General features: G+C 52.1%; 10 protein-coding genes. 9 read left to right on the top strand and 1 reads right to left on the bottom strand.

Annotated elements, in window-relative coordinates; genetic code table 11:
- Positions 1–222 precede the first annotated feature (222 nt).
- Positions 223–2604: an ATP-binding cassette domain-containing protein gene (locus tag BITS_RS07535; protein ID WP_034533893.1), complete on the bottom strand. Its 2382-nt coding sequence runs from the start codon at positions 2602–2604 to the stop codon at positions 223–225.
- A gap of 225 nt (positions 2605–2829) precedes the next feature.
- Here BITS_RS07535 and BITS_RS07530 point away from each other — a divergent pair, with 225 nt between their 5' ends.
- From BITS_RS07530 to tsaD, 9 genes are all read left to right on the top strand, one after another.
- Entirely contained in the window at positions 2830–3783 is a 954-nt protein-coding gene (locus tag BITS_RS07530; protein ID WP_026642176.1) for a magnesium transporter CorA family protein, read from the top strand.
- A gap of 60 nt (positions 3784–3843) precedes the next feature.
- Positions 3844–6792, top strand: a complete 2949-nt coding sequence (gene leuS, locus BITS_RS07525) for a leucine--tRNA ligase (RefSeq protein WP_026642177.1) — start codon at positions 3844–3846, stop codon at positions 6790–6792.
- A gap of 587 nt (positions 6793–7379) precedes the next feature.
- Positions 7380–8246 carry a ComEA family DNA-binding protein gene (locus tag BITS_RS08780; protein ID WP_162141989.1) on the top strand — a complete coding sequence of 289 codons (867 nt, stop codon included), beginning with the start codon at positions 7380–7382 and terminating at the stop codon, positions 8244–8246.
- Entirely contained in the window at positions 8243–10099 is a 1857-nt protein-coding gene (locus tag BITS_RS07515; RefSeq protein WP_051264343.1) for a ComEC/Rec2 family competence protein, read from the top strand. The genes BITS_RS08780 and BITS_RS07515 overlap by 4 nt, the downstream gene beginning before the upstream one ends.
- A 5-nt stretch (positions 10100–10104) precedes the next feature.
- Positions 10105–11079 carry a DNA polymerase III subunit delta gene (holA, locus tag BITS_RS07510; protein WP_026642178.1) on the top strand — a complete coding sequence of 325 codons (975 nt, stop codon included), beginning with the start codon at positions 10105–10107 and terminating at the stop codon, positions 11077–11079.
- Between the two features lie 44 nt (positions 11080–11123).
- A complete protein-coding gene (gene tsaE / locus BITS_RS07505) occupies positions 11124–11681 on the top strand; it encodes a tRNA (adenosine(37)-N6)-threonylcarbamoyltransferase complex ATPase subunit type 1 TsaE (RefSeq protein ID WP_026642179.1) in 558 nt (185 codons plus the stop codon).
- A gap of 150 nt (positions 11682–11831) precedes the next feature.
- The gene (tsaB, locus tag BITS_RS07500) at positions 11832–12695 is read left to right on the top strand and encodes a tRNA (adenosine(37)-N6)-threonylcarbamoyltransferase complex dimerization subunit type 1 TsaB (protein WP_026642180.1); all 864 of its coding nucleotides are present in this window, start codon (positions 11832–11834) and stop codon (positions 12693–12695) included.
- Positions 12695–13276 (top strand): ribosomal protein S18-alanine N-acetyltransferase, encoded by a 582-nt coding sequence (gene rimI, locus BITS_RS07495; RefSeq protein ID WP_034533895.1) that lies wholly within the window; start codon positions 12695–12697, stop codon positions 13274–13276. The genes tsaB and rimI overlap by 1 nt, the downstream gene beginning before the upstream one ends.
- A gap of 61 nt (positions 13277–13337) precedes the next feature.
- Positions 13338–14381 (top strand): tRNA (adenosine(37)-N6)-threonylcarbamoyltransferase complex transferase subunit TsaD, encoded by a 1044-nt coding sequence (gene tsaD, locus BITS_RS07490; protein ID WP_026642181.1) that lies wholly within the window; start codon positions 13338–13340, stop codon positions 14379–14381.
- The last annotated feature ends 61 nt before the right edge of the window (positions 14382–14442 follow it).

Below are 14442 nucleotides of genomic sequence, written 5' to 3'. Positions count from 1 at the left end.
GAACTTAATCGGTTCATGTTTATTGTACGCAGGAAATCATGTCATGCAAGTTTGGCTCAGAACAGCAATATGGCACCGTATCAAGGGGTTCATGACTTCGGTGTATGTAACTCGAGATTCCAATTACATCGCATATGAATACGCAAAGACGGTCCCTTGAGATTTAACTCGAGGAACCGTCTCATCATTGCCTACCAACTACTGCTGATTCCTATGTAATGCCTACTTACGAACATGTGCCGCCAAGTGCTTACCGGTTAAGGTACCTTTACCAGCCTCTGTTTTGTTCACCAACTCTTCGGGAGTTCCCTCGAATACCACATTGCCGCCATCAGAACCGGCTCCGGGGCCAATATCGATGATCCAGTCAGCATGAGCCATAACGGCCAGATTGTGTTCGACAACGATAACCGATTTTCCTGAATCGACCAGCTTGTCCATCAATGCCAGCAATGCCCGGACATCCTGCATATGCAGACCGGTTGTGGGCTCATCCAAAACCAATATCGATGAATCCTGGTCCATCATATGCACTGCAAGCTTCAACCGTTGCCGTTCGCCGCCTGATAACGTGGACAAAGACTGACCGAGACCCAGGTAGCCCAAGCCCACTGCGGTCAGTGCTTCGCAAATCTTACGGGCAGCGGGTATTTTGGCTTCCATGGCGAAATGTTCTGCCGCTTGCTGGGCGCTGAGATCCAACGTCTCAACAATATTGAGTCCGCCCAATCGGTATTGCAGGACGGAATCGTCAAAGCGCCTGCCATCACATACTTCACAAGGGGTTGTGACGGTTTCCATAAAACCAAGTTCGGTGCGGATGACGCCCGCTCCATTGCAATTGGGGCATGCACCTTCTGAATTCGCGCTGAAAAGTGCCGGCTTGACGCCGTTTTCCTTGGCAAATGCCTTGCGAATAGGCTCAAGCATACCCGTCCAAGTGGCGGGGTTGGAACGGGAAGAACCTTTTATGGCGCTTTGATCCACTATGACCGCATCGAGGTTACGGGGCAGCGAACCTGGTATCAGAGAAGACTTGCCTGATCCAGCAACACCGGTTATCGCGCACAGCACACCCTTGGGAATATTCACATCGATATGTTGCAAATTGTGAATATGCGCATCCCTTATTTCGATGTAACCCTGCGGCTTGCGGATGTCATTGCCTTGTTTCACCGTTTCGCTGTCGTCCAGATGGCGTCCTGTAGGAGTGTCTGCTTGTTTGAGGCCTTCGACATCTCCCTCATAGATCACGGTTCCACCGGCACTTCCGGCCCCGGGACCCATATCGATAACGTGATCGGCAAGCGCTATGGTTTCCGGATCATGTTCGACAACCAATACTGTATTGCCTTTGTCTCGTAAATCCAGAAGAAGCTGGTTCATGCGTGCAACATCATGGGGATGCAATCCGGTGGTCGGTTCATCAAAAATATAGGTGATATCCGAAAGCGCAGAATTCAGATGCCTCACCATGCGGATACGTTGCGCTTCGCCACCTGACAGTGTTCCCGTCGCACGCGAAAGAGACAAATACCCCAAACCGACATGAACCATTGAGCGCAAGGTCTTGCTGATATTCTTCACAAGCGGTGCCACTGCAGGATCTTCAAGGGCGTCGATCCAATCAGCTAACTCACGCACTTCCATGCCAGAGAGGTCTGCGATTGATTTGCCTTCGATATACGAATGCCGTGCTTCTTCGGACAGTCTTGTTCCACCGCAGACATCGCATACCGCGAATGTGGCTGCCTTCTCGATAAAAGCCTTCAAGTGTGGTTGTAATGATTCCGGATCCTTGGAGAGGATTGATTTGCGAATCTTGTTGATGAGCCCTTCTACGGTGATATTGATATCGCTGACCTTAACTTTGGTGGCTTCGCCATAGAGGAATGTTTCCAATTGCCTCTTATTGAAAGACGATATCAGTTTGTCGGCGGGATACAATCCCGACTCGGCATACTGCTTCACAGCCCAGCCGCCGACTTTGTAACCTGGGACAAGAATAGCGCCGTCATTCAACGATTTGTCCATGTCGACAACCGCTGTGAGATCCAGATCCGAAACCTCGCCGCGGCCTTCGCAACGGGGACACATTCCACCCACCTGAGTGAAGGTTTTCTTCGAAGCGAGTGTTCGTCCGCCTTTATTGACCGTGATGGCACCAGCGCCGCTCACTGTGGGCACGTTGAAGGAATAGGCCTGAGCTCCGCCGATATGAGGTTGCGCCAATCGGGCGAATAGGGCTCTGAGCATCGCATCGACATCGGTCGCGGTTCCCACTGTCGATCTTGGATTGGCGCCCATCGGTTCCTGGCCGACAGTGATGGCAGCGGTCACGCCTTCAAGCACATCGGTATCGGGTCGGGGAGGGGTTTTGAGAAAGCCTTGCACGAATGCGGAATGCGTCTCATTGAGCAAACGTTCCGATTCGGCAGCGACGGTATCGAATACCAATGATGATTTTCCCGAACCGGATACTCCGGTGAATACAGTGAGCGCGTGCTTGGGAATGTCCACATTCACGTTCTTCAGATTGTTTTCTCGCGCACCGCGCACACGGATTGCACCAAAAGGTGAGGCGGTCTTTGTCTCTGTTGTCATATGCCTATGAAAACACGGAAACACCATGCTATTTTCCATGCGCTCAGGGCTGAAAACCCTCGAATTTCGTATGGTTCTTCGGCCGAGCATGAACTTGAGTTGAATTTTCCTCTGGTTGGCTTGCAAGTCTCGACCTGTGGGCTATTCTTATCTGTGGCGTACCGGAACGCTGTTTCGGCGTGCCTGTCGGATTCTGAAATGTCGCGGAAGGCAGGTGAAAGACTAATGTTGAGAATGTTTAATAGCATCAATGGCCGTGTGGAGCAAATCGAAAAACCCGAGAACGGCTCATGGTTATGTCTTTCCGCCCCGACTGATGTGGAATTGACTTCCGTTTCCCAGCTCACAGGAATCGATCTGGCTGATTTGCGTGCACCCTTGGATGATGAGGAACGTTCACGAGTGGATGTGGAAGACGACTACACCATGATCATCGTGGACATCCCGACAGTGGAAGAGCGCAATGGCCGGGACTGGTACGAAACCATACCTTTGTCGATCATTCTGACCAAGGATCTGCTCATTACCGTATGCATGCAGGATACTCCTGTGCTGCACCCGTTCATGGAAGGCACGATTCGCGGTTTTAACACCTTCATGCGCACCCGTTTCATACTGCAGATTCTGTATCGCAATGCCACCATGTATTTGCGTTACCTGCGCATTATCGACCGCGAAACCGATAAATTGGAAGCACGGCTGCGACATTCGATGGAAAATCGCGAGATCCTTATGCTCTTGGAATTGAGCAAAACCTTGGTGTATTTCACCACCAGTTTGAAATCGAATGAAATCGTCATGGAGAAGCTCACCTTCCTGCCTCGCATCAAGCGATATCAGGAGGATGAAGATCTGCTGGATGACGTCATCACCGAGAATAAGCAGGCTATCGAGATGGCTAACATCTACAGCGGCGTTTTGGCGAATATGACCGACGCCTTTGCTTCGATTGTTTCCAATAATCTGAACAATGTGATGCGTATCTTCACCATCATCTCCATTACCCTGTCGATTCCGACCTTGATATTCTCGATGTACGGCATGAATTTCCAAGAGGGCGGCATGCTAGGCATGCCACTTTCCGGCAGTAAGTGGGGATTCCTTATCATCATTCTCATCTCGGTTGCGCTCGCGGCAGTCGTGACCTGGATGCTGACACGTTCGCGACTGTTCAAGTAACGAACATTTCCCATCGTTTATGTGGTGTTGTGTCCAGTTACATGGCAATAATCCTTGTGTATGAGCGATAACGACACCTATGAATCGTCAGAGCCGGCATTTCGATATAACGCGGCATTGGCGCAAGGCATCGAAAACAAGTGGCAGCAACGATGGGACAAAGAAGGCACCTTCTGGGCGGCCAATGTCAGCGGAGAACTGACAGACGGCGAGGGACGCCACGCACAGGGACGTCCCTCATTCTTTGCCATGGACATGTTCCCCTTCCCTTCAGGCAAAGGCCTGCACGTGGGGCATCCGCTTGGATATCTTGCAACCGACGTAGTGAGCCGTTATCGGCGCATGCAGGGCGACAATGTGCTGCATGCCATGGGCTATGACGCCTTCGGCCTTCCTGCGGAGCAGTATGCCGTGCAGACAGGCCAGCATCCGCGCATTACCACTGAGCAGAATATTGCCAATATGCGTCGGCAGCTGCATCGCATGGGCTTGAGTTTCGACGACAGGCGTTCTTTCGCAACCACCGACCCGGAATATGTGCGTTGGACGCAATGGATTTTCTCTCGCATTTATGACTCCTGGTACGACCCTGAGTTTGTCAGGCCTGACGGCGGACAAGGTTCCGCTCGCCCCATCGAAGAGCTGATCGAAGCATTTCGTTCCGGAAACAAGGACATACCGGGGCATGAAGGACAGGACTGGGACGCACTCGATGAAGTGACACAGGCTGATGTGCTCAACGAGTTCAGGCTTGCATACATTTCCAAATCCCCAGTGAATTGGAGCCCTGGATTGGGCACTGTGCTGGCCAATGAGGAAGTGACTGCCGACGGTCGATCCGAACGCGGCAATTTCCCCGTTTTCCAGCGTGAGCTCAGGCAGTGGTCCATGCGCATTACCGCTTATGGCCAACGCCTGGTCGAGGATCTTGATTCCATCGATTGGCCCGAAAAAGTCAAGCTGATGCAACGCAACTGGATCGGCGAATCCCGCGGTGCATCGGTGCATTTCGCGGTTGAAACCAGTGAAGGTGAGCAGGATCTTGAGGTGTATACGACACGTCCTGACACCTTGTTCGGAACCACATTCGCGGTGGTTTCTCCTGAGCACCCATTGCTCCGCTATGCTCCTGAATCCTGGGGCGATGACGTTCCTGAGGAGTGGAAGGGCGGCTATGCCAATCCTGCTGAAGGTATTGCTCAATACCGTCATGCCGCGGAATCAAAAACAGCCGAAGACCGTGTGAACGAAGCCGGCGCGAAAACGGGTCTGTTCACCGGGCTCTACGCAATCAACCCGATTACCGGCGCTCGACTGCCGTTGTTCACCGCTGACTATGTGCTTATGGATTATGGCACAGGCGCGATCATGGCAGTTCCTGGAGGCGATCAGCGAGATTACGATTTTGCGACCGCTTTTGGATTGCCTGTCATCTACACCGTTGAACCCGACGCATCCTCCGACCAAACATTGGCTGATTTTGAAGGCAAGGCGCCATATGTCTCGCATGACGGCACCGTTATCAATTCTTCGGTGACTGCTGCGCATATCGGTGGGGAATCCTTGGATCTCAATGGCATGAATGTGGACGACGCCATCGCGGCAACCACCGAATGGCTGGAAAAGAACGGTATCGGCAAGGGTACGGTTTCCTATCGTTTGCGTGATTGGCTGTTCTCTCGCCAGCGCTACTGGGGAGAACCTTTCCCTGTCGTGTATGACGAGCATGATGTGGCGCATCTGGTGCCGGACGACCAGTTGCCGATCAATTTGCCCGAAGTGCCTGATTACAGCCCTAAGACCTACGATCCGAATGATGCCGATTCCGAGCCCGAGGCTCCTTTGAGTCGCAATGCCGATTGGGTCAATGCGACTTTGGACCTGGGAGATGGCCCCAAGCAGTATCGTCGCGATACCAATACCATGCCTAATTGGGCCGGCTCTTGCTGGTATTACATGCGGTATCTGAATCCGACCGATGCACAACGCCTAGTTGAACCCGAAGAATACAACTACTGGATGGGCGCGGATCGTTATCCGGGCAATGCCGGTGGCGTCGACCTGTATGTCGGCGGCGTTGAGCATGCCGTGCTGCATCTGTTGTATGCCCGCTTCTGGCATAAGGTGCTCTTCGATCTGGGATATGTGAATTCCAGCGAACCATTCCACAAGCTCTTCAACCAGGGCATGATTCAGGCATATGCCTACACCGATGAACGTGGCCAGTATGTGCCGGCCGCCGAGGTGGAGGAACATGCTTCGGACTCGTCGGCGGAACCCACTTTCACATGGCATGGTGAGCCTGTGAATAGGGAATTCGGCAAGATGGGCAAGAGCCTGAAGAATATCATCACACCAGATGATATGTATGAGCAGTATGGAGCGGACACATTCCGCCTGTATGAGATGAGCATGGGCCCATTGGCGGAGTCACGTCCTTGGAACACTCGCAACGTAGTTGGCGGCATGCGATTCCTGCAACGCCTGTGGCGCAATGTGGTCGACGAGAACACCGGCGAGGTTCAGGTCGTCGACAGCGACATGGATCTGAAGACTCTTAAGCTGCTGAACAACACCATTGCGGAAGTCAGCGAGGAGATGGAGGCAATGCGTCCCAACACCGCTATCGCTAAGCTGATCGTGCTCAATAACCATTTGACTTCGTTGAAGAGCGTGCCGCGTGCCGCCGTCGAACCACTGGTATTGATGCTGGCCCCGATTGCACCGCATATCTGTGAAGAGCTGTGGAGCAAGCTGGGACACGAGCATTCCTTGGCTCATGAGGCTTGGCCGAAGGCGGATGAGCGGTACTTGGGTCAGGACAATGTGACCGCCGTTGTCCAGATCAAGGGAAAGGTTCGCGCCAAGCTCGAAGTCGATCCCGAAATCGATCCGGACGAGTTGGAACGTTTGGCTCTGGAAGCCGTTGCAGACCGGCTCGGAGGCAAGGCACCACGCAAGGTGATTGTCAAGGCACCGAAGATTGTTTCGATAGTTCCTGCTGAATAGTGAGACCTGCTTCGCGGCCCGATATGTTTGAACGCATATCGGGCCGCTTCGCATTGCTGATATGCGGGACATAAGCAAGTTGTGCGAGCGGGTGGGGCAGATAAGCAGCATGGCACATACGATTGTGCGAGTGGTCGGTAGAATATGCAGCACTTCACATGCAATCGAGAGGGGTGTTGAAAGCAGTCGGCAGTTCAACAGTATGGTGGCATAGTGATCAAGCCATACGCACCATGTGTTTGACGTATTCCAACGACGTGTCCATATCGTTGGAATCGAAGCGAATCGTGCAGCTCTTTGTTCAGAGCAATTCGTCCAAAACAGCCAAGCATCGCCATGGATGCCTCATGCTAATCCTCCGACCACATTGATGCAATACATCTAGGTTTGCTTTCCGGTTTTGCAAGAGTTGAAGCATGACCATGCAAGTTCATTATGAGCCGCTTCATATGCGGTCAGCCAAGAAATCGTTGTTAAGCACCACAAAACGCCTTGGCTTGTTATCCGGCAAAGATATGCAGGGCAGAGCATCTGGCACGGAGAGCCCGCCCACGCAGCTTCAATCTATTGAAAGCATTGGCTCGGAAATGCGCACAGCGAACAGTCCACCTAATCGCTATGACTTGGCACAGGCAAGACGGCGTGCTTCGGCAACAATCATTGATTTTCAAAGTGCATCACTTGATCGCGAGCGCTCTGTAAGCCAGCTCAGTGACCTGACTACAGAGTCGGATATCGCCCATGTATCGAGTCTTGAATCGAATCTTCAACACGAACAGGACTCATCACAATGCAACGATATTGAAACCAATAAACGATCGACACGAACTCTGGCCAAACTGTGCATGGTACGTAGGGATGACATGAATCCGGACGCCCAATATGACGCCATGAAGAAATCCAAGAGATTTCACTATTCTCCGGTCCATGCATTGACAGTGGTTCTGATATTGTCGGTCGCGTTATGTGCGAGCCTGACCATGCTCATAAAGCAGTCGATGAATTACGTCGCTGCGCAATCTCACTACACTGTGTCAACCGATAAGCAGAATGGGGGACATTCAACAAATACGGATAGCGGAAAATCGGTCGTTATTGGAGATGATTCGATCGCTTCAGATAATGACGAAACAGATAACAAACTCGACAACGATTCTGATGCTGAACCGAAGGATCCGCAATCCGCACAATCCGACGAACAGTTGTCCGATAACGGTAATGCCGATATCCAGAATAATCTTCAGGAACCAATCGATTCCTCACTATTAGATTTGAATACCGCCTCAAGTGAGCAACTTGAAGCACTCAATGGAGTTGGACCTGTAACGGCTGCGAATATTATCTCGTATCGTTCACGGATCGGCAGGTTTTCCAGTGTGGATCAACTGTTGGAGATCAAGGGCATAGGTGCGAAGACCTTAGAGAAAATACGCCCTCAGGTACGCGTGTCATGACAGGTCCGGTTTCCTCGGTGCAAGTTCTGCGTCACATGAGCGGTGCTGATGCACTTCCAGTCGAAAAAGAAATCTCGTCAGACAAGCATCACCAGCATGGGGGCACCGTGTACGCGGATTGGCGCATTGTCATTGTGGCGATATGTATGTGGCTTTCATGCTTATCGACCTTCTGGGTGTTTCACCGTGTATCTGGCCAAGTGGGTCCAAGCGCTCAACGCTCCGATACTGCTTCCTTGACTTCTCCAGAAACCGACGTGGGCATTGTCTCTTTTGTTTGGCTTGCTCTTTTGTGCATCGTGGCAACGGTGATTTTCATGACGATTCGTGCAAGAGCAGCACATGTTCGGACATCATTGCCTTCGACCATAGCCGTATGTTCATGTACCGTGCTCCTTGCTGCTGTCGCAACATGGAATGTCGCATACCGGCAAGCACACGACCCTGCCAGCTTGCTTGCACACAACGCGACCACGATATATGCGCAATGGCGCGTGATCACTCCTGCAATAGTCTCGACCATGCGTGAAGCACGATGCCAATCCGATGCGCAGCTCATCACCATCTCCGATGGAGGTATCGATCAATTGAGCAGCATCAAGGTGCGGGTATTCGCGCACGAATCAGTATGTTCTCAATTGGTAGAAGGGACTGTCATGTCTGGAGCAGGCACAATACAAGATGCCAAATATGGCGCGATTCCTGTTTGGCTGGTTCTCGACGAGGATCGAGGAATCGAAATGCTCAAGCCGCCAGATATGATGCACCGGGCGATCCATGCCATGCGCGAATCATTGTTTCGAACATGCGTTCGATTGGATGATCAAGGGCGAGTGCTGGTTCCCGGATTGACCATGGGGCTCGTCGGCAGTCAGCATATTTCCGACACCGCTCCTGTCGACCCCGCCTACGCCAAGGCATTGGACACTCGATTTATCCGCGCGGGCATCATGCATCTTATGGCAGTGTCCGGAGGCCATTTCCTCCTCATCGCCCAGCTCGTCCGCAAAGTTTGCGCCACATTCCGTATGCACCACAAGGCGGTCGCAGTGCTCATCATGCTCGCATGCGCAGGATTGGCGGTCGCGATGTATCCATCCGACTCGGTATTGCGCGCACTGATCATGATGGTCTTCCACGCCTCTGCCGTGTGGTTCGGGAGACCTCCGAAGCCGCTCAATGCGCTGGGATGGACGATAGCGATCATTTTGATAAGCGACCCTTCTAAATCTCAAAGTTTCGGATTCGCATTGTCTTGTGCCGCAGTATTCGGCATCGTCATATGTGCGCCGTCATTCGCTAGATGGTTTGCACTTCAACTGCCGGATGCGTTGTCCAATGCGCTAGCCGTGAGTCTTTCTGCGATGCTTTTCACCCTGCCTCTTCAGGTATTGATGAAAGCACAGATTCCTGTGTTATCCCTGTATGCCAATCTCTTGGTCAATCCGGTAGTGGATATCGCCACCATGTCTGGATTGATCGCCATGTGCATTGCGCCTATGAGCACAACGCTCGCGTTCCCTTTCGCATGGATTTCCAGTTGCGGAACCGCGGTTATGGATTGGTGTGCGGCACTGCTGGGAGGTAATAACTCTGTGATGCCATGGCCGAGTGGAATTGTCGGGTTTGCGCTGGTTATTGCAATAGAGCTACTGATCGCTGCCGCTTGTTGGTTCGGAACTCGTCATATGCGTTCTTCATTCCATCGAAGGTATGGAATACGGTATGGAGCTGTATTTCACCGATCTCTTGGTCAATCGATACGACAATGGTTTGTTGACACTATTGCCATGTTGGACAAGATTCCCTCTGATCGATACCAGGAGAATTGTCCAACGATACGGCGAGATTGAATATCATGGCGCGTACATCACTTCAACCATTCACCGTGTTTGTCGGAGGAGATGCATACCTCAGCAATCTTCAGGTTCGGCTTCTCCGAGACCAAGCACTCAAAGCCAGGCCAGAGACCGAAGTGATGGAACTGGATGCCTCCGAGATTGATCAGTATGCCTTCGACGAAGCAGTGAGTCCGTCATTGCTCAGCGATACTGCCATCGTAATAATACGCAATCTTCAAGGATCCGATGAGCGACTAGTGGACTCCATGGTGAGATTTTGTCGGGAAGCAAAGAAAGAGCCACAGGACAATAGTATTGTCATAGCTCAGTTTGAAGGGCAGAAAAAGAAAAAGGAGATTCTCAAGCCACTCGAACAGGCAGGAGCCGTTTCAGAAGAGATTCCCGACCTCAAAACCGATCAGGCAAAGCTGAACTTCACTCTGGGCTGTTTTGAACAACTCGGCAGACGTGTTGCACCAGATGCCGCGCAACAGCTAGTGGCGGTTTTGGGCAACAGCACAGGAGAGCTTGCTGCAATGTGCTCACAGCTGTGCTTTGACTTTGACGATGACCCCATCAGTCTGGACAGAGTGGATCAATATCTCACTTCCAATCCTCAGGTCACCAGTTTTGCTGTCGCAGACAAAGCGTTGGCAGGAAATACCAGTCAAGCGATCATCGCAATGAGATCAGCCGTCGAACAAGGGGTCAGCCCAATCGCGCTCATAGGAGCATTGGCTATGAAATTGCGCAATGTTGCCAAGGCTGCAGCGGTGCAATCAGGAGCATTGACCGAAAACGAAGCCAAGATGGCGCCGTGGATGATGAGAATTGCCACGAGGCAGTTGCGAGGATGGACTTCTGAAGGCCTTTCCCTGTGCTTCCAAACCTTGGCCTGGGCTGATGAACAGTGCAAAAGCAATGGGGGAGACCCAGTGTACGCCCTTGAGCGATCCATTGAATTCATCACGCACAAAGGCAAAGGGATGTGATTGTCCATGATTTCAGAATTTCAATATTGGGGAAAGGACTGGGAATGAGCGATATCAAAATGCATATCCCCACCGATGAAGCCATGCGTCAATTGGGCAGGCGGCTTGCCGCAATGACACGGGGCGGTGATGTCATCCTATTATCTGGTCCGCTTGGTGCGGGTAAAACGACTTTGGCCCAAGGTTTCGGATCCGGTCTCGACATCGATGAACCTATCGTCTCTCCGACATTCACCATTGCCAGGGAACTCGACGGCAGGTTCAAGAACGGCGACGCAGCCCATCTCATCCACGTCGATGCATACCGCCTTGGAGGCACAGACTTCGCGCCGGGTCAGAACAATATCGATCGTTTGCTCGATGAATTGGAATCCTTGGGGCTGGACGAAGAACTGGAATCACCAGGATCCAATACGGTTATTCTGATGGAATGGGGCGAGCAGATGGCCTCTGCGCTCGCCTCTGAACGGCTTGAAGTGCAGATCGCCAGACCGAATACTCATCATGGCTCCAATGAGCTCAGCGAAGAGGGGGAAAGAATAGTCACGCTCCGACCAGTTGGTTCGTCATGGGCCGGGCGAGACTGGTCCTGGACGGAATAGATTGCCTCATAGTGATTCGCTCCTGACTCAGGTACCAGCGATTGCGGTTCCATGCCGCGATTCTCTTGTTATGCGCGGCAGAACCATGCTCATGGACGAATGAAACCACGCCTTGGGGTAGTATTATTCCGTCGCAGTCAGGAGGAAACGATGGCATTTGAGCCGGCTAATGAGCCCGCAACTTTGATAATCGACACGGCATATGGTTCCGCGGTAGCTGTGGAAGGCTGCGACCCCATTATCGAGAGCGACTCGCGCACTCATGTCGAACGCCTTCAAGTCAATATTGCTCGTGCCGTGCAGGAAGCACATTTGAAACCGAACGATATTCAACGAATCGTCGTCGGCGTTGGCCCAGCACCGTTCACTGGCTTACGTGCAGGGATAGTCGCTGCAAAAGCGTTGCACATGGCAACCAGCGCTGACTTGTTTGGCCAGGACATTCTCTCGGCACAGGCAGTAATGCTCGATGTGAAACGACATGGCTCACTATTGGATAAGGCTGAATTGCTAGATCATATCACGCCTTTGAATAGCGAAGATCATCACAATCGTCATATCACGGTTTCCATAAACGATGCTCGCCGCAAACAGGTATATGCCCTGGTCGTTGAGGAGAACTCTTCGATAGACGAAACCGATCCACAGACCGGAACTGTGCTGATGGACATGGATATTGACTACCCAGAACACTTGGCCGAACGGATTAATGGGCTCATTGACGAGCTGTCCAATGATGCTCAACAACCGGTCTCGGTGAGCGTGATAGGTCATGGAGCCGAGAAATACCGCACAGCATGGGAAAACATCCGCAATATAGAACATATCATTGAGAGTGGCATTTTCGACGCTGGATCTGCAGGAGCCATATTGTTCGCTCGGTGTGCTTACAGCAGCGCTGTCACGAATCCCCAATCATCAGTTGAGCCATTGTATCTGCGCCGCCCGGATGTATCTGTCCCCAATCCGTTAAAACATGTGCTGCACCATGGCGGCGCCACCAAGGATGCGTAATGCTGGTTGAAGTGAATGACGACAATAGGGAAGTTGCTGTCAGGGGCATAGCGCATTTGGAGCAGGAGCTATTCGCAAACGGGGCTTGGAGCGAGATGATGGTGCGTGAAGAATTGCTCGCACCGGCACGCAACTACGTGATGGATGTCTCCACAGATGAAAGCGACAAAACGGATATCATCAATCCCGCAGATATCCAAGGATATGCAGGATACTGGTTCGATGGAGATGACGCGGAAATCATGACCATCGGAGTACGCGCTGATATGCAACGTCAGGGCATCGCCTCGCGAATGATGCGTTGGATTATCGACAAAGCCTCACAGCAAGGCGCGCATCGCATACTGCTCGAGGTGCGAGTGGATAACGAAGCCGCGTTGAATATGTATGAACGTTTCGGTTTCTCAAGACTGGGCCTACGCAAGAGGTATTACCAACCTGAAGGTGTAGACGCCTACACGATGGCTTTGGATATTGATAGGCGGCCTACGGGATTTGAATCCCCGCACCAAAAGACTGAACACCATATCAATGCACCGGATAGCCCGGATCCAAAATACGACAACGAATCAAATAATTGACCGCATTGCTTGACAGACCAACGCGGACTTTAGGACTAACCCGAAGAATTGACGAGGAATGATGACTGAACCAATAGTGCTTGGCATTGAATCAACCTGTGACGAAACGGCAGCCGCCATAGTACGCGGCCGCGAATTGCTGTCCAATGTCGTGGCATCCTCGATGGATGAGCATGCTCGTTATGGTGGAGTGATTCCGGAGATTGCTTCCAGGGCGCATGCCCAATCTTTCGTTCCCGTGGTATCCAAGGCGCTTGCCGATGCCCATATGGAACTTGCGGACGTCGACGCCATCGCCGTTTCGGCAGGGCCAGGCCTCGCCGGTTGTCTGGCCGTGGGTGTTTCAGGCGCCAAATCCTTGGCGTGGGCGGCGGGCAAACCGTTGTATGGCATCAACCACGTCATAGGGCATATTGCCGTGACTCAATTGCAATTCGGCGATTTCCCCAAAGATACGCTTGCGCTTATCGTTTCCGGAGGCCATACCTCGCTATTGCATGTGGGTGACGTGGCAAAACAAATTGACGTGGTAGGCACGACGCTTGACGATGCTGCAGGCGAATGCTTCGATAAAGTTGCTCGTCTGCTTGGCTTCCCGTATCCAGGTGGCCCTCATATTGATAGGCATGCACAACAGGGAGATCCCACTGCCATCAAGGTGCCACAAGGATTGACACAAGGCCGTGCAGGTCGTGAACATCCTTATGATTTCAGCTTTTCAGGAGTGAAAACAGCAGTGGCGCGTTGGATTGAAGAGCGCCAGGATGTTGGTCTTGAGATCCCTGTGGATGATGTGTGCGCATCTCTTGCTGATTCGGTTGCCAGTGTGCTTGCACGCAAAGCGATGCTTGGTTGTGAGCAATATGGCTCGAAATCGCTTATCGTTGGTGGCGGTTTCTCTGCTAATTCGCAGTTGCGTGCGAAGTTGCTTGAAGAGGGCGAACGTTGCGGAGTTGAAGTCCGCATTCCACAAATCAAACTGTGCACCGATAACGGGGCAATGGTCGCCATGCTCGGAGTGAATCTCGTAGAAGCCGGCGTTGCGCCGTCTGCGCCTGATTTTCCCATCGATTCCGCAATGCCTTTGACCAAGATCAGCATGTGAGTGTGTCTCGATCAGATCTTATGAGGCTTTATCTCGGCATCTTTGGAATATGACGATTGCA

The organism is Bifidobacterium tsurumiense, from assembly GCF_000741765.1.
In the GTDB taxonomy this organism is placed as follows: domain Bacteria; phylum Actinomycetota; class Actinomycetes; order Actinomycetales; family Bifidobacteriaceae; genus Bifidobacterium; species Bifidobacterium tsurumiense.
Note: the sequence above shows the minus strand (reverse complement) of the source record. Positions and strands in the feature narration are given on the sequence as shown.